Genomic DNA, 16,820 nt, shown 5'->3' on the forward strand with positions numbered 1-16,820 from the left:
ATGAGAAAAACATTTGTTTTTTTAAGCTTAATAATTTTTACATTTCTGAGTTGCGAAAAAGATGATTTTTGTACTCAGAACCCTGTAACACCTAAACTAATTTTACGTTTTTATGACACTACCAATAGAGAATCTGTAAAAACAGTAGATAATTTATATGTTTGGGCAGAAGGTAAAGACAGTCTATTTATAAACGCTAGTTTAGACTCACTTTTTATACCTTTAAATTCAGCAGCTACAGAAACAGTGTATAATTTTTCTAAAAACAACATTGTAAATCAGTTTACGATTCAATATACCACAGAAAACGATTTTGTATCAAGATCTTGTGGTTTTAAAGTAATTTTTAATGATGTTAATTTTACATCAGACAATACTTGGATAACCGATTTTGAACCAAGCAATTTAACCACCATAGAAAACCAAAATGAAGCTCATGTACAAATATACCATTAGCCTATTTTTATTTTTTGTTTTTGTAAGTGGTTTTGCCCAAGAAACGGAACCCTTACAAACGGACTTAGAGAAAGACTCTATTACTTACAAAACTGCGTACGGCTTACGTTTGGGCTTAGATATCAGCAAACCTATTAAATCTGCAGTAGACGGTTTTTATAACTCAGGTTTAGAATTTGTAGGAGATTACAGAATTTCTAAACGATTTTACATTGCTGCAGAACTTGGTTATGAAGATGAAACTAGCCAAGAAGATTACAGCAACTCTAGAGCAAAAGGTAGTTATATGCGTTTAGGATTTAATTACAACGCTTACGAAAATTGGTTAGATATGAATAACGAAATTTTTGTAGGATTTAGATATGGCTTTAGTTTATTTGAACAAACTCTAAATAGTTATACACCTAATATTAGCAATGAATATTTTCCTGAAGATACTTTTACACCCAATACAACTGCAGATTTAAATGCTCACTGGTCTGAATTTATGGTAGGTGCAAAAGTAGAAACCTTTAACAATTTATTTGTTGGTTTTAGCCTTAGCTATAAAATTATGATAAGTGTAAAAGAGCAAGAAGGTTTTAAAACTTTATATGCACCAGGATTTAATAGAATCTTTGATAGTGGAACTGGCTTCGGATTTAACTATACTATTAGCTATTTAATTCCGTTTTCAAAAAAATAATTTCCATTTTAAAAAGTAAACATCACAAATAATACATTCAAAATTGTTATAGTTGCATTCATGCATACTTATTAACTTTTTTTGTAACTTTAAAATCTCTTTTTAGTAAAAATAAAATAGAATGAATAAAATACCAAGCGTTAATTTATCCGATTTTTTATCTGATGATGAATCACGCAAGAAAAAATTTATTGATGAAATTGGTCATGCATATGAAAATATAGGTTTTGTAGCTCTTAAAGGTCATTTTCTAGATGATAATTTAGTAGACAATCTTTATAAAGAAATTAAAAACTTTTTCGATTTACCTACAGAGGTTAAAGAAAAATACGAAATTCCAGGAATTGGTGGTCAAAGAGGTTATGTATCTTTTGGTAAAGAATCTGCTAAAGGTAAAAAAGAAGGCGATTTAAAAGAGTTTTGGCATTTTGGTCAGTATGTAGACAAAGACTCTAAATACGCCAATGAATATCCAGAAAATGTAGTTGTAGAAGAATTAGAAAACTTTAATAAAATTGGTAAAGAAACTTACCAAATGTTAGAGAAAACTGCAAAGTACGTGTTAAGATCTTTAGCTTTGCACTTAGGTTTAGAAGAAACGTATTTTGACAATTATATAAAAAATGGTAATAGTATTTTAAGACCAATTCATTATCCACCTATAGAAACTGAACCAAAAGGAGCTGAAAGAGCTGCTGCACATGGAGATATTAATTTAATTACACTTTTAATGGGTGCACAAGGTAAAGGCTTACAAGTGCAAAATCATGAAGGTGAATGGATAGATGCAATGGCTGAGCCAGATGAATTGATGATAAATGTTGGTGATATGCTATCTAGACACAGTAATAATAAATTAAAATCAACAATTCATAGAGTAACAAATCCTCCTAAAGAATTATGGGGTACTTCACGTTATTCAATTCCGTTTTTTATGCACCCTGTTTCAGATATGAAATTAGATGTTTTAGAAAATTGCATTGATGAAGATAATCCTAAAAAATTCGAAGATATTACAGCTGGTGAGTTTTTAGATGAGCGTTTAAAAGAATTAGGACTTAAAAAATAAATTTCAGTAATTTACGCTGATAATCATTGAAACATGGATTTAAAAGATCAACTAAAAAACTTATTTCCAGAACATAAAGAAACCCCTGATCCTCCAAAAGAAAAGTCAAATATTTGGTTGCAAGAAGACCCAATACTTTGCAAGTACGAAAAAAGAAAAGGAAAGCCAATAACCATTTTAGATGGTTATACTGGTGCAACATTAGACTTTAAACAATTAGCTAAAGAAATTAAAAAGAAATTTTCCGTAGGTGGTAGTTTTAAAGATGATAAAATTATCATTCAGGGTGATTATAGAGACAAAATAATGGCTATGTTAAAAGAAAAAGGATTTAATGTAAAACGAGTTGGAGGTTAAAAATACCTACAACAAAAATTAAAATTCTTTGTTATTAAATTATGGGGGCATCAATTTTACATATTACCAATGGTGATAGCACAACAAATTATCTAAAAAGTTTACAATTTTCGGGTGAATTTATTACTTGGAGAGAAATGCTTTGTGAAGGTAAGACTACTACAGATGTGGGAAGTGAATCTTTTTGGAAAAACAGATTTCAATTTCTAAAATCATCATATAATGTAAGTAAGAAAAAATTTATTGATTATACCCTCAAAGAATATAGAGCGCTTTGTAACAAAAAAGATCATACCGAAATTGTGTTATGGTTTGAGTACGATTTGTTCTGTCAAATTAATATGATTGCAGTTTTAAGTTGGTTAAAACGTTATAGAAAGGGTTATCATATTTCTTTAGTTTGCAGTGGTAAAGTTGGTAAATCAAAAAAGATGTTTTCATTAGTAGATTTAAATGAAAATCAAATACAGAATCATTTTACTAAAAGAATTTCACTCACAGATGATGATATTGCCTATGCAGATTATATTTGGCAATTGTATTGTTCAGATTCTCCTTTAAGATTAGAAACATTCTATAAAATAAAAAGCAACTCTCCTTTTCAATATTTAGCATCAGCTATAGGAATGCATTTAAAACGTTTTCCTTCTGTTGAAAATGGATTAAATGAAGTTGAAAATAGAATTCTTAATACTGCAGCCAAAAAGTTACCTAAATCTAAAGATAAATTAGTAGGTGAACTATTAAAACAAAACGATTATGGTTTTGGTGATATCCAATATGCGAATAGCATTAATGAATTAAAAAGTCTTTTTTCCTCTTTTAATCCAATTAAAATAAGCAAAAAAGGAAAACAGGTTTTAGAAAATCAAATAAATTATTACGCCCATTTAAGAAATGACAATTCTTATCTTGGTGGTACTAAAAAATATAGCTTTTTGCATTACAACAAAGCAAACAAGCTATTACAAATTACCTCTTAAATGCCTATAAAAGAATCTGAATTAATCTTAAATCCTGATGGAAGTATTTATCATCTTAATTTAAGACCAGAACATATTTCAAATGATCTAATTTTTGTTGGAGACCAAGACAGAGTAGATCAAATTACACAACATTTCGATAGTATTGAATTTACAACCCAAAAAAGAGAATTTAAAACAACTACTGGTTTTTATAAAGGCAAACGTTTATCTGTACAGTCTACAGGTATTGGGCCAGATAATATTGATATTGTTTTAAATGAATTAGATGCTCTGGTAAATATCGACTTTAAAACAAGAGAGATAAAAGAAAATCATACAGCTTTAAATATTATAAGAATTGGTACTTCTGGTTCTTTACAAGCTGACATTCCTGTAGATTCTTTTTTATTGAGCTCTCATGCTATAGATTTAAATGGAATGTTACAAGCATACCAAATAGACGAAATAGCACATCAAGAAATTGAGAATGCTTTTATAAAACAAACCAATTGGAGCCCTAAAAAAGCAGCACCTTTAGTAGTTTCTAATAGCAAAGAACTTGCTCAAAAAATAATTTCTGATGGTATTTTTACAGGAATTACAGCAACTGCAGGTGGTTTTTATGGTCCTCAAGGAAGAGTTTTAAGACTTGGATTACAAGATGCCAATTTAAATAGTAAAATTGATAGTTTTAATTTTGAAGGAAATAGAATTACCAATTTAGAAATGGAAACTTCTGCTATTTATGGGCTTTCTAAACTTTTAGGCCATAAAGCTGTATCTATGAATGCCATTATTGCAAATAGAGCAAATGGTACTTTTAGTAAAAAACCTGCACAAGTTGTAGCGGATTTAATTGTTTATACCTTAGATAAAATAGTTGAATAAATGACGAATTTAAAAGTTGGTGGAGTACCTGAACATTTCAATTATCCATGGTATTTAACCCTTAAAAATAAAGAGTATACAGAACACAACATAAATTTACGTTGGCAAGATTATCCTGGAGGCACAGGTCAAATGTGTAAAGCACTTAGAGAAGGCACTGTAGATATTGCAATTGTATTAACAGAAGGAATTATAAAGGATATTTCTAATGGAAATCCTTCTAAGATTGTACAAACATTTGTGAAATCACCATTAGTTTGGGGTATTCATGTGGGTGCAAAATCTAAATTTAAAACCATAGCTGATTTAGAACATGCTACTATTGCAATTAGTAGGTATGGTTCTGGCTCTCACTTAATGGCCATTGTAAATGCCTACAACCAAGGTTGGGATGTATCAAAGCTCAAATTTAAAGTAATTAAAAATTTAGAAGGTGGTATTGAAGCTTTAACAAATGGAGAAGCCGATTATTTTATGTGGGAACATTTCACCACAAAACCTTTGGTAGATGAGGGTGTTTTTAGAAGAATTGATGACTGCCCTACACCTTGGCCTTGTTTTGTAATTGCAGTTAGAGATGAAATTTTAGAGAATAATTTTGAAGAAGTTCAAAAAGTTTTAAAAATAATTAATGCTAAAACAAGCTATTTCAAAGCCATTCCAAATATAGATAAAACATTGGCTAAGAGATACAAGCAGAAACTAGAAGACATTCAAAAATGGCTAAAAATTACTCATTGGAATAGCCAAAAACCTATCACAAAAAATTTAATAACTCGCATTCAAAATAAAATGATAACCTTTAACGTTATTGAAAAGAAGAAAAATTCTAGTGATTTCATAAAAAATATGTACCTTTAAATCGTAAATAAAATAGAATGAAAAAAGTAGTATTTATTGCAGTTTGTATTTTAGGAATAATTTGTTTTTCTTCTTGCAGAAGCACATCGAGTTCATGTGGTTTGGCTGATGATGTAACTACCCAAACAATCGTAAAGCAGAAAGATTTAGTTTAAATCTTTTTGTTTCTTAATTTCAAATTCAATAAATCCACTTCTCTAAGTGGATTTCTCTTTGCTTAATATTTATGAAACATTTATTATACAATTTCATAAAGTTTAGCTTACTCAATAATCATTTTAACTTCACAATAACAACACATTACCATTTTATATTTGGTTAAACCAAAGCAAAGGAAATTAGTTTTAAGCATTGTTTTTAACAATATTAACTTCTAAAATAATCCTATTTCCATTGCATTTTATTTAACATCAAAGAATGGCAAAAATCAAAAAACGTCAAGTAGAATTAGTAGTAATTTCAGATGTACATTTAGGTACTTATGGTTGTAGAGCAAAAGAATTATTAAACTATTTAAAAACCATCCAACCAAAAACATTAGTGTTAAATGGCGATATTATAGATATATGGCAATTTAATAAAAGGTACTTTCCAAAAAGTCATATGAATGTTTTAAAGCATATTACTTCTTTACTAACCAAAAAAACAGAAGTGTATTACATAACAGGTAATCATGATGAAATGCTTCGAAAATTTAAAGGTTTTAAGCTTGGTAATTTAGAAATAGTAAACAAATTGGTTTTAAATCTAGACAACAAAAAAGCCTGGATTTTTCATGGTGATGTGTTTGATGTTACCATGAAACACTCAAAATGGTTGGCAAAATTAGGTGGTAAAGGTTACGATTTGCTAATTATTCTAAACACCTTTTTTAATTGGTGTAGTAAACTATTAGGATATGGAAAGTTATCTCTTTCTAAAAAAATCAAAAACAGTGTAAAAGGCGCAATAAAATTTGTAAATGATTTTGAGAAAACAGCCTCAGACATAGCTATTGATAATAATTACGATTTTGTGGTTTGTGGTCATATTCATCAACCAGAAATAAGAAAAATAGAAAATAATAAGGGTGAGACTTTGTATTTAAATTCTGGAGATTGGATAGAGAATTTAACGGCTCTAGAATACAATAACAATGAATGGACTTTGTATGAATATCAGAAAGATGAATTAGCTAAAGGCCTAGAACTTACTTCAAAAAAGAAAAAAAAGAAAAAGAAAAAAGATCATAATATATTATTTAACGAACTGTTAAAAGAATTTGATATTCAAGGCACAAAAAAACCAACAATATGAAAATACTTTATGCAATACAAGGCACAGGAAATGGCCATATCACAAGAGCTCAAGAAATTATACCCTTTTTAAAAGCAAAAGGCGAACTAGATTTATTAATTAGTGGGAATGACTGTGAAATAAAACTAGATCATCCAATTAAATATAAATTTTTCGGATTAAACTTTACCCATGGTAAAAAAGGGGGTATTGATTTTTGGAACAGCTATAAAAAAATGAATTTAAGAAGATTCTTTAAGGAAGTAAAAAGTCTTTCTCTTAAAGAATATGATTTAATTCTGAATGATTTTGAGCCTGTTTCTGCTTGGGCTGCAAAATTAAATAACTGTAAACTGGTTTCATTGAGTCATCAAAATGCAGTTTTGAATGATGCATCTCCAAAATATAATAAGCATTTGATAGAAAAATGGATTTTAAAATATTATGCACCCTCTAAAAATAAGTTTGGTTTTCATTTTACAAGTTTCAATTCATCAATATTTACTCCAATAATAAGAAAGAAAATTAGAAACGCCAAAGTATCTAACAAAGGGCATTATACTGTGTATTTACCAGCATATAATCACGATAAAATTGCCAAAATCCTTTCACAGATTCCGATTGTTAAATGGCATATTTTTTCTAGAGAAACCACAAGTTTAATATTTAAAAAGAATATTACTATTTATCCTGTAAATGAATTTGACTTTATAAAAAGTATGGCATCTTCTAACGGAGTTTTATGTGGTGCTGGTTTTGAAACACCAGCAGAAGCTTTGTATTTAGGCAAACGTTTAATGGTTATACCTATGAAAAATCAATATGAGCAAAAATGCAATGCATTAGCTCTACAACAAATGGGTGTGCCAGTTCTTAAAAAATTAAATAAAAAAAGAATTCCAATAATTGCCAAATGGTTAAGCTCAGAACCCGTAAAAAACATCGAATATAGAGATACTACAGAAGATATTATAGAATCAATTCTGTTGCCTTATTACAATGAAACCATTTTGCCTACCATTCTATCTTAGATTTATTTAAAGAAGTTAAGATTTCGTTGGTTTTAGAAAAGTGTTTGTTGCCAAACCAATATCCTCTATTTGCACTTAAGGGTGATGGATGCCCTGACTCTAAAATGTGATGCTTCTTTTTGTCAATCAATTTTGCCTTTTTCTTTGCAAAACCACCCCACAATAGAAAAATTACATTTTCCTTCTCTTTAGAAATTTGTTGTATAACTTCATCTGTAAAAGTTTCCCAACCCTTTTTTTGATGACTACCAGGTTCATGTGCTCTAACTGTTAAGGTAGCATTTAATAAGAGAACACCTTGCTTTGCCAATCTTTCTAAATTGCCACTTTTAGGATAATCAACATTTAAATCTGTAGTAATTTCTTTAAAAATGTTTATTAATGAAGGTGGGTGAGTAATGCCATCTTTAACAGAAAAACACAAACCATTTGCCTGATTTGGCCCATGATAAGGGTCTTGCCCAATAATAACTACTTTTAAATCGTTAAAATCGCAATAATCAAATGCAGCAAAAATATCATTACCTTTTGGATAGCAAGTAAAGTTGGTATACTCGTTTTTCACAAAATTAGCCAACTCTTTAAAATAGGTTTTCTCAAATTCTTGATTTAAAATATTTTTCCAAGGTTCAGCTATTTTTACCTGCATTGTTTCTTATTTTTGTAATAAAGTCAAAGATACCATTTTGAGCAAAAATATATCAGAAAAAACACTTCAAGATTTAGAATTTTCTACAGTATTACAACACATTTCAGAGTTTTGTATTTCTGGTTTAGGAAAACAAAGAGTACTAGAAACCAAACCAATTTATAGTAGAAAATACTTATTTAAAGAATTGCATTTGGTAGATGAATACCTATCTTCATTTCAGAACGAAAATAGAATTCCGAATCATGGTTTTGATAATATTTCTGAAAGCATAAAAAGGTTGGCTATTGAAAATAGTTTTATTGAAACAGATGCTTTTTTAAAAATTGCAGCTACATCACTCACAGTTAACGAACAAATTAAGTTTTTTAAAAAATTTCAAGTTCTATTTCCTACATTTTATAAATTAACTCAAGGAATTGAATTTACAACTTACGTAGATGATGAAATTAAACGAATAATTGATATTTCTGGTGAAGTTAAGAACAATGCTTCTTCAGCGCTAAAACAAATTAGAAGAGATATCAACAATGTTCGAGGTAAAATTGGTTCTAGTTTTTCTTCAGCTTTATCTAAGGCAGTTGCTGCAGGTTATTTAGATGATATTAAAGAAACTATTGTAGACAATCAAAGAGTTTTGGCTGTTTCTGCCATGCATAGAAGAAAAGTTGCTGGTAGTTTATTAGGGTCTTCAAAATCTGGTGGAATTGTATATATTGCTCCTCAAGCTACTTTGGGTTACAGCAGAGAATATCAAAATTTAGTTTACGAAGAAAAACAAGAGGTAATTAAAATTTTAAGAGCTTTAGCAGATACAATCAGACCAATGGTGTCTTTGCTAGAAGAGTATTTAGAATTTTTAATTCATTTAGATGCAGTTGGTGCAAAAGCTAAATATGCTCAAGATATGGATGCAATTCTGCCTAAAATTTCTAAGGAAAAGAAAATCTTTTTTAAAGATGCTTATCATCCTGTTTTATGGAAAAAGAATAAGGAACAAAAATTAAAAACGGTAGCCCAAACCATTCATTTAGATGAGCAACAGCAAATCATTGTAATCTCAGGACCAAATGCAGGTGGTAAAAGTATTACTCTAAAAACCATAGGTTTACTTCAAATCATGGTACAAAGTGGAATTTTAATTCCTGTTGATGAACGAAGTGAAACTTATATTTTTGATACTGTTTTAACTGATATTGGTGATAATCAATCTATAGAAAACCAGTTAAGTACATACAGCTATCGCTTAAAAAACATGCGATACTTTCTAAGAAAATGTAATGAAAATACATTGTTCTTAATTGATGAATTTGGTACAGGGTCTGATCCTGAATTAGGTGGAGCTTTAGCCGAGATTTTCTTAGAAGAATTTTATAATAAAAAAGCATTCGGAATTATTACAACCCACTACTCTAACCTTAAGGTTCTAGCCAATGAATTAGATAATGTAACCAATGCAAACATGCAGTTTAATGAGCGCACTTTAGAGCCTTTATACAAGCTTTTTATAGGTCAAGCAGGTAGTTCTTTCACTTTTGAAGTTGCACAGAAAAACGGTATACCATTTAGCTTAATCAATAAAGCTAAAAAACGCGTTGAAACAGAAAAAGTACGTTTAGATAAAACCATTTCTAAATTACAGAAAGAAAGAAATCGTTTACAAAAAACTTCTGATAGTTTAGAAAACCAAAAAGAAAAAGGTAAAGAACATCTAGAAAGTTTGCAGGAGAAAGAATTGAGAATTCAAGAAAAGTTATCTGGTTTTCAAGAACTTTACGATAAAAATCAAAAAATGCTTTCTCTGGGTAGAAAGGTTAATGAGCTATTAAATAAATACTTTCAGACCAATAATAAAAAGCAATTAAATGCGAGCTTTAATAAATGGGTTGCAGATGAAAAAGTAAAACATGCCAAGAAAAACCCAATTAAGCCAAAGACAAAATCTCAGAAACAAAAAGCCAAAGTTGTAGAAAAACAAATTCAAGAAGTAATTAAAAAGGTAGAAAAAGAGGTTTTAGAAAAAGTAGTTGAGGTTAGAAAAGAAAAGAAAAAAGAAGAAGCTAAAATTGCAAAAGCAAAATCTGAATACGTTTACAAACTAAATGATAGAGTAAGAATCATAGATTCTAACTCAGTTGGTACCATAGATAAAATAGACAGAAAAAACGTTACCATTAATTATGGCGTTTTTACTACAAAAACTACACTTAATAAAATTGAGTTGGTAGAAAAGGCTAAATAGCTAGCAACTCATCTCTTAAACTTTCTTAATAAAACTTAGTATAACTCTTAATTTCAGTTAAATGATGTTAAGAAATTATTAAAGTGCACTTTTTGCTGAAACGTTTTTAAAATTCTCAAGTCTTATTGATATACGTTTAACTTAACACACTTATTATGAGAAATTTAAAATCAATCATCGCCATTATTGCTCTTAGCTTATCAACCGTAATTGCTACATCAGCCTCAGAGAAAAACCCTTCTAAAGTAACCAAAGAAATTAGAACTGAAATAGTTTCTATGCTTGGTAAAAAAATTCCAATCGAATTTAAAAAAGCAGAAAAAGTTGAAGTTTCATTTATGATTAACAAAGACAATGAAATTGTCATTTTAACTGTTGATTGCAATCAAACTGAGTTTAATACTTACGTAAAGAATAAATTAAACTATAAAAAATTAAACGCTGTAGGCGCAAAACAGGGAGAAGTTTACAAAGTTCCTGTAAAATTGAAATTAAAATAACAACTGGTTGGTTAGTTGGAGCCCAATATTAGTTTTAAGTAACTAAATTGGGCTTTTTTTTATTCGTAAATTTTCATTTCCTCATCATAGAATTCGCCTGCTTTATCCATTAAAACAGCCAATTCTGTAGCAATATCTTCTTCATTTTCTCCTGTTAAATCTTCAAACCATTCTACTTCATCATCCTTTAGATTAATCATAAATCTAGGAAACTCTGTATGCAGCACAAAAATATCTTCTGGGTACTTGCTGTTATCTGCTAATAAAAATTTAGGTAATTCCATTTTATAAAAATATATACCACAAAGTTACAAATATCTTTCTTTAACTATGTTTAAATGATGTATTTGATGTCCAGAAAATAAATAACCTAAAGCTCTAACAGACATCGTATTATTAGAAGCTACACCAATTCTTTGAAATGCTTCATCAGAAAAACTCTGAAAAAGTGCAATAGAACTTTCTCTAACCACCTTCATTTCGTTCAATAACTCATCAAATTCCCTTTGGTTAGCATTGTCATTTTGTGTAAATATATCTTGATCAAAACCTGGTAAATCTGTTTTATCATTTCTAGCAAAACATAAGGCTCTATAAATAAAAACGCGTTCAGTATCTATGGTGTGTTGTATCAATTCTTTTAAGGTCCACTTACCTTTATCATATGCAAAATTATGTTTTGAGGCATCAATATTACTTAGTGTCTGCTCAAAATCATTTTGTGATGCTACTAAATTTTCTACTATACTTTTTTCTTGATTTACTAATTGTAAATACTGTTCAAAATAAGGTGCATACTCATTTTTAGGAACCATTTCTTGCTATTTTATAGTTTAATACAACGAATTTAGTCATTTTTGCAAAACTTAAATATTTTGTAAACCAATAAGATTAATGTTATATCCATTCTTCTCTTATTTAAAATTTTTAATTCAATCTACCAATCAACATGGAGTTCATTCTCCTTTTGTTTACAACTTTGTAACTAAAGGTCTTTACAAAAAATCACAAAAATCTAGTTTAATTGAGCAGAATGTAGAGCTTCAAAAATTAAGTAAGAAAAAAGTAAAAATACTTTCAAAAATTATCAATTATTTCGAAGTTGAGCAAATTTACTTTGCAAGTGATAAAGTTAAAAATACAGAAAATGATAACTTTAAAATAGTTTTCATAAATGTGGATGAACTACAGTTTATGGACTTAAAAAAAGACTTAATTATCATAATTACAGATATATACAAAAAAAAACAGAATACATCAACTTGGTTAAACTTCATTAAAGAAACAAAAAATATAGTTACTGTAAACACTTATTTCTACGGATTAATTTTCTTAAGACCTGAACAAGCCAAGGAGCATTTTATAATAAGAGTTTAACATATCTAAACCCATAAAGTTCGTAACTTTGATGCTTTGTAAATAACACAAACAATTCATGAAAATATATACTAAAACTGGTGATGAAGGTACAACTGCACTTTTTGGTGGTACAAGAGTTAAAAAATACAATTTAAGAATTGATAGTTATGGAACTGTAGATGAATTAAACGCTTATATTGGTTTAATTAAAGATCAAGATATAAATGAAGCCACTAAAGAAACTTTATTAAATATTCAGAACGAATTGTTCACTTTAGGAGCTATGTTAGCTACTCCACCAGAAAAAGAAACGTTAAAATCTGGAAAAGAACGTTTAAATATACCTAAGGTAAATGTAAACTCTATTCAATATTTAGAAAACAAGATTGATGCTATGGATGCTGAGCTTCCTCAAATGACGCATTTTATTTTACCTGGAGGACATCAGGCTGTGTCATTCTGTCACGTAGCAAGATGTGTTTGTAGAAGAGCAGAACGTTTGTGTGTTGAGTTAAATGACGAAGAAACTATAAATTCTGACATTTTAAAATACTTAAACCGACTTTCTGACTACCTTTTTGTGTTGGCACGAATGTTGTCTAAACAACTACAGGTAGACGAAATTAAATGGATTCCTACCAAAAATAATTAAGTTCTTTTTTTATTGATGTTATATTTCTTAAAAAAGACTTGCATAATTCAGCAAAAAAATTATTTTTGCACAAAAATTAAACAATAAGAAATGTATTGGACGTTAGAATTAGCATCTTATTTAGCAGATGCACCTTGGCCAGCAACCAAAGACGAATTAATAGATTACGCTATTAGAACTGGAGCTCCTTTAGAAGTTGTTGAAAATCTACAGGACATTGAAGATGAAGGTGATGCTTATGATTCAATTATAGAAATTTGGCCAGATTATCCAACTGAAGATGATTATCTTTGGAATGAGGACGAATACTAAACTCAATAAAAATATAAAAAGTCTCTAAAGAGGCTTTTTTTTTGTTTTCTTTTCTGCTTTTGCGTAGAAAAAAATCAAATAGAATTTTATTGATGTAAAACACATAATACAGTTAATTTTAACTGATAAAAAAATTTGATAATGGGTATATTAGATTCAGTAATAAAGCTCTTTGTTGGTGATAAGCAAGAGAAAGATTTAAAATTATTACAGCCAATTGTAGACAATGTTAAGAAATTTGAAGCAGAGATTGCCAATCTTTCTCATGATGAGCTACGAGCAAAAACTTTAGCATTCAAAGAAAAAATAAAAGAAGCTACAAAAACCTTAGATGATAAAATTACTGTTTTAGAGGCAGAGGCTAAAGCTGCAGATATAGACAGACAAGAAGATATTTATGCAGAAATAGATGCATTAAAAGACGAAGCTTATACGATATCAGAAAAAGTTTTGGCAGATATTATGCCAGAGGCATTTGCTGTTATTAAAGAAACTGCAAAACGTTTTGTAGAAAACGAAGAATTAGAGGTTACTGCAACTCCTTTTGATAGAGAACTATCTGCACAAAAAGACAATGTTTCTCTAGAAGATGATAAAGCGTATTGGGCCAATTCTTGGGATGCTGCAGGTAAGCCTGTAACTTGGGATATGATTCATTATGATGTGCAATTAATTGGTGGTTCTGTTTTACATCAAGGTAAAATTGCAGAAATGATGACAGGTGAAGGTAAAACGTTAGTTTCTACACTACCTGTTTACTTAAATGCCTTAACTGGTAATGGAGTTCATGTAGTAACCGTAAATGATTACTTGGCAAAACGTGATAGAGCTTGGATGGCTCCTATTTTTGAATTTCATGGTTTATCTACAGATTGTATCGATTTTCATCAACCAAATTCAGATGCACGTAGAAAAGCCTATAATGCAGATATTACTTATGGTACAAATAATGAATTTGGTTTCGATTATTTGAGAGACAATATGGCTAGCTCTAAAGACGATTTGGTACAAAGAGCGCCAAATTATGCAATTATAGATGAGGTAGATTCTGTATTAATTGATGATGCAAGAACACCTTTAATTATCTCAGGTCCTGTACCAAAAGGCGATGTACATGAATTTAACGAGCTAAAACCTTTAGTATCAGATTTAGTGTCTTTACAAAAGCAAAACTTGGTAAAAGTACTAGCAGAAGCTAAGAAATTATTAGCAGAAGGCGATGAAAAAGAAGGTGGTAAATTGTTACTAAGAGTTCACAGAGGTTTACCAAAAAACAAGGCATTAATTAAATTTTTATCTCAAGAAGGTATTAAACAAATTCTGCAAAAGACAGAGAATACCTACATGCAAGATAATAATAAGCTGATGCCAGAAATAGATCAAGATTTATATTTTGTTGTAGAGGAAAAAAACAATCAAATTGATTTAACTGATAAAGGAATTGCACATTTATCAGAAAAAACAAATAATGACACCTTCTTTGTATTACCAGATATTGGTGTAAAAGTTGGTGAAATTGATGCACTTGAAAAAACTGCAGAAGAAAAAGCAGTTTTAAAAGAAGACTTGTATAAAGACTTTAGTATTAAGAGCGAACGTATTCATACCATGAATCAACTTTTAAAAGCCTATACTGTTTTTGAAAAGGATGTTGAGTATGTAGTGATGGAAAACAAGGTGATGATTGTTGATGAACAAACAGGACGTATCATGGATGGTCGTCGTTATTCTGATGGTTTACACCAAGCAATTGAAGCTAAAGAAAATGTAAAAATTGAAGATGCTACACAAACTTTTGCAACTGTAACTCTACAGAACTATTTTAGAATGTATAGAAAACTTTCTGGAATGACAGGTACAGCCATTACAGAAGCTGGTGAATTTTGGGAAATCTATAAATTAGATGTTGTAGAAATTCCTACAAATAAGCCAATTGCAAGAGATGATAAAGATGATTTAGTTTATAAAACTGCTCGTGAAAAATACAACGCAGTTATAGACGATATCGTAAAATTAGTTGCTGAAAAAAGACCTGTTTTAGTAGGTACAACATCAGTAGAAATTTCTGAATTACTAGGTAGAATGTTACAAATGCGTAAAATTCCACATAATATTTTAAATGCAAAATTACACAAGCGTGAAGCAGATGTTGTAGCAGAAGCAGGTAAACCTGGTGTTGTTACTATTGCAACAAACATGGCTGGTCGTGGAACGGATATTAAACTATCTCAAGAAGTAAAAGAGGCTGGTGGTTTAGCTATTATTGGTACAGAAAGACATGATTCTAGACGTGTTGATAGACAGCTTAGAGGACGTGCAGGAAGACAGGGAGATGTTGGTTCTTCTCAATTCTACGTCGCTTTAGACGATAATTTAATGCGTTTATTTGGTTCAGATAGAATTGCTAAAATGATGGATAGAATGGGCCTTAAAGAAGGTGAAGTAATTCAGCATTCTATGATTTCTAAATCTATTGAGAGAGCTCAGAAAAAGGTAGAAGAAAACAACTTTGGTATTCGTAAGCGTTTGTTAGAATATGATGATATCATGAACGCTCAACGTGAGTTTGTTTATAAAAGAAGAAGAAATGCGTTAGATGGTAAACGTTTGCAAGTAGATATTGCAAACATGATTTACGATACATGCGAATCTATTGTTCAAAAAAATAAAGGAGTTAAAGATTTTCAGAATTTCGAATTTGAATTAATTCGTTTTTCTTCTATGACTTCACCTATTTCTGAAGATGAGTTTAACAAGTTATCAGAAAAAGAAATTACAGATCAATTGTATGATATTGTAACTAAACATTACAAAGACAAGATTGAAAGAAATGCAGTATTGGCATACCCTGTAATTAAAGATGTTTACGAAAATGAAGGTGATAGATACGAACGTATTGTAGTACCTTTTACAGACGGAATTAAATCTTTACAAGTTGTTACCAATTTAAAAGAAGCATACGAAACTGAAGGTAAAAGTTTGGTTACAGATTTCGAAAAGAATATTACGCTTGCTATTATAGATGAAAACTGGAAGGATCATTTACGTAAAATGGATGATTTAAAACAATCTGTACAGAACGCATCTTATGAGCAAAAAGATCCTTTATTAATCTATAAGTTTGAAGCTTTTGAATTGTTCAAGAGAACTGTAGACGAGATTAATAGAGAGGTTTTATCTTTCTTATTCAAAGGTGAATTACCTGCACAAGATAGAAATCAGATATCTGAAGCTCGTCAGCAAAAAAGAGAAAACTTAAGTACTAGTAAAGCTGATGTGCAAAATACCACAGAACAAGCCATTCAAAATTCTCGTCAGCAATCTTCAGAACCTGTAGAAACTGTTGTGAGAGAACAACCAAAAATTGGTAGAAATGAACGCGTTACCATTAAAAATGTAATGAGTGGAGAAGAAAAGGTTGTGAAATTTAAACAAGCAATTCCTTTAATTCAAAAAGGTGAATGGGTTTTGGTAAATTAATTTAACCAAACTATTATACATTTAAAAAAACCGTTTAGA

At 29.7% G+C, this 16,820-nt stretch carries 19 protein-coding genes; 16 read left to right on the top strand and 3 right to left on the bottom strand.

Annotated features, from left to right (window positions below; all coding sequences use genetic code 11):
* The 10 genes from V7R38_RS11075 (at window position 1) to V7R38_RS11120 (ending at window position 7,587) form a co-directional block, all read left to right on the top strand.
* On the top strand, window positions 1-456 hold the full coding sequence (locus tag V7R38_RS11075; RefSeq protein ID WP_334058429.1) for a DUF6452 family protein: 456 nt from the start codon (window positions 1-3) through the stop codon (window positions 454-456).
* Window positions 437-1,141 (top strand): DUF6048 family protein, encoded by a 705-nt coding sequence (locus V7R38_RS11080; protein ID WP_334058431.1) that lies wholly within the window; start codon window positions 437-439, stop codon window positions 1,139-1,141. Before V7R38_RS11075 ends, V7R38_RS11080 begins: the two co-directional genes overlap by 20 nt.
* A gap of 121 nt (window positions 1,142-1,262) precedes the next feature.
* Window positions 1,263-2,210 (top strand): isopenicillin N synthase family dioxygenase, encoded by a 948-nt coding sequence (locus V7R38_RS11085; RefSeq protein ID WP_334058433.1) that lies wholly within the window; start codon window positions 1,263-1,265, stop codon window positions 2,208-2,210.
* A gap of 33 nt (window positions 2,211-2,243) precedes the next feature.
* Entirely contained in the window at window positions 2,244-2,567 is a 324-nt protein-coding gene (locus V7R38_RS11090) for a translation initiation factor (RefSeq protein ID WP_334058435.1), read from the top strand.
* Between the two features lie 41 nt (window positions 2,568-2,608).
* Window positions 2,609-3,550, top strand: coding sequence for a DUF1835 domain-containing protein (locus V7R38_RS11095; RefSeq protein ID WP_334058437.1), 942 nt, complete (start codon window positions 2,609-2,611; stop codon window positions 3,548-3,550).
* On the top strand, window positions 3,551-4,420 hold the full coding sequence (locus V7R38_RS11100; protein ID WP_334058439.1) for a nucleoside phosphorylase: 870 nt from the start codon (window positions 3,551-3,553) through the stop codon (window positions 4,418-4,420).
* Window positions 4,421-5,281: a substrate-binding domain-containing protein gene (locus V7R38_RS11105; RefSeq protein ID WP_334058441.1), complete on the top strand. Its 861-nt coding sequence runs from the start codon at window positions 4,421-4,423 to the stop codon at window positions 5,279-5,281.
* 17 nt (window positions 5,282-5,298) lie between these two features.
* Window positions 5,299-5,436: a hypothetical protein gene (locus V7R38_RS11110; protein WP_015479940.1), complete on the top strand. Its 138-nt coding sequence runs from the start codon at window positions 5,299-5,301 to the stop codon at window positions 5,434-5,436.
* Between the two features lie 262 nt (window positions 5,437-5,698).
* The gene (locus V7R38_RS11115) at window positions 5,699-6,577 is read left to right on the top strand and encodes a UDP-2,3-diacylglucosamine diphosphatase (RefSeq protein ID WP_334058443.1); all 879 of its coding nucleotides are present in this window, start codon (window positions 5,699-5,701) and stop codon (window positions 6,575-6,577) included.
* Complete coding sequence (locus V7R38_RS11120; protein ID WP_334058445.1) at window positions 6,574-7,587, top strand: glycosyltransferase family protein; 1,014 nt, start codon at window positions 6,574-6,576, stop codon at window positions 7,585-7,587. The genes V7R38_RS11115 and V7R38_RS11120 overlap by 4 nt, the downstream gene beginning before the upstream one ends.
* On the opposite strand, the gene V7R38_RS11125 is transcribed toward V7R38_RS11120, so the two are convergent.
* Window positions 7,571-8,236, bottom strand: coding sequence for a uracil-DNA glycosylase (locus V7R38_RS11125; protein ID WP_334058447.1), 666 nt, complete (start codon window positions 8,234-8,236; stop codon window positions 7,571-7,573). The two genes, V7R38_RS11120 and V7R38_RS11125, sit on opposite strands and share 17 nt — an antisense overlap.
* A gap of 37 nt (window positions 8,237-8,273) precedes the next feature.
* Between V7R38_RS11125 and V7R38_RS11130 the strand changes: the two genes are divergently transcribed.
* Both V7R38_RS11130 and V7R38_RS11135 read left to right on the top strand, forming a co-directional pair.
* Window positions 8,274-10,478 carry an endonuclease MutS2 gene (locus tag V7R38_RS11130; protein ID WP_334058449.1) on the top strand — a complete coding sequence of 735 codons (2,205 nt, stop codon included), beginning with the start codon at window positions 8,274-8,276 and terminating at the stop codon, window positions 10,476-10,478.
* A 155-nt stretch (window positions 10,479-10,633) separates the two neighbouring features.
* Entirely contained in the window at window positions 10,634-10,978 is a 345-nt protein-coding gene (locus V7R38_RS11135) for a hypothetical protein (RefSeq protein ID WP_334058451.1), read from the top strand.
* Between the two features lie 59 nt (window positions 10,979-11,037).
* Here V7R38_RS11135 and V7R38_RS11140 read toward each other — a convergent pair whose 3' ends face one another.
* Together V7R38_RS11140 and V7R38_RS11145 are read right to left on the bottom strand one after the other, a co-directional pair.
* A complete protein-coding gene (locus V7R38_RS11140; protein WP_334058453.1) occupies window positions 11,038-11,262 on the bottom strand; it encodes a hypothetical protein in 225 nt (74 codons plus the stop codon).
* Between the two features lie 24 nt (window positions 11,263-11,286).
* The gene (locus tag V7R38_RS11145) at window positions 11,287-11,793 is read right to left on the bottom strand and encodes a DinB family protein (RefSeq protein WP_334058455.1); all 507 of its coding nucleotides are present in this window, start codon (window positions 11,791-11,793) and stop codon (window positions 11,287-11,289) included.
* A 79-nt stretch (window positions 11,794-11,872) separates the two neighbouring features.
* Between V7R38_RS11145 and V7R38_RS11150 the strand changes: the two genes are divergently transcribed.
* From V7R38_RS11150 to secA, 4 genes are all read left to right on the top strand, one after another.
* Window positions 11,873-12,355: a hypothetical protein gene (locus V7R38_RS11150; protein WP_334058457.1), complete on the top strand. Its 483-nt coding sequence runs from the start codon at window positions 11,873-11,875 to the stop codon at window positions 12,353-12,355.
* Window positions 12,356-12,413: 58 nt separating this feature from the next.
* Entirely contained in the window at window positions 12,414-12,989 is a 576-nt protein-coding gene (locus tag V7R38_RS11155) for a cob(I)yrinic acid a,c-diamide adenosyltransferase (RefSeq protein WP_334058459.1), read from the top strand.
* Between the two features lie 90 nt (window positions 12,990-13,079).
* Window positions 13,080-13,301 carry a DUF2795 domain-containing protein gene (locus V7R38_RS11160; protein WP_015479930.1) on the top strand — a complete coding sequence of 74 codons (222 nt, stop codon included), beginning with the start codon at window positions 13,080-13,082 and terminating at the stop codon, window positions 13,299-13,301.
* A gap of 141 nt (window positions 13,302-13,442) precedes the next feature.
* The gene (gene secA, locus V7R38_RS11165; RefSeq protein ID WP_334058462.1) at window positions 13,443-16,781 is read left to right on the top strand and encodes a preprotein translocase subunit SecA; all 3,339 of its coding nucleotides are present in this window, start codon (window positions 13,443-13,445) and stop codon (window positions 16,779-16,781) included.
* Window positions 16,782-16,820: the final 39 nt, after the last annotated feature.

Source organism: Polaribacter sp. P097 (genome assembly GCF_036864555.1).
Lineage (GTDB): Bacteria > Bacteroidota > Bacteroidia > Flavobacteriales > Flavobacteriaceae > Polaribacter.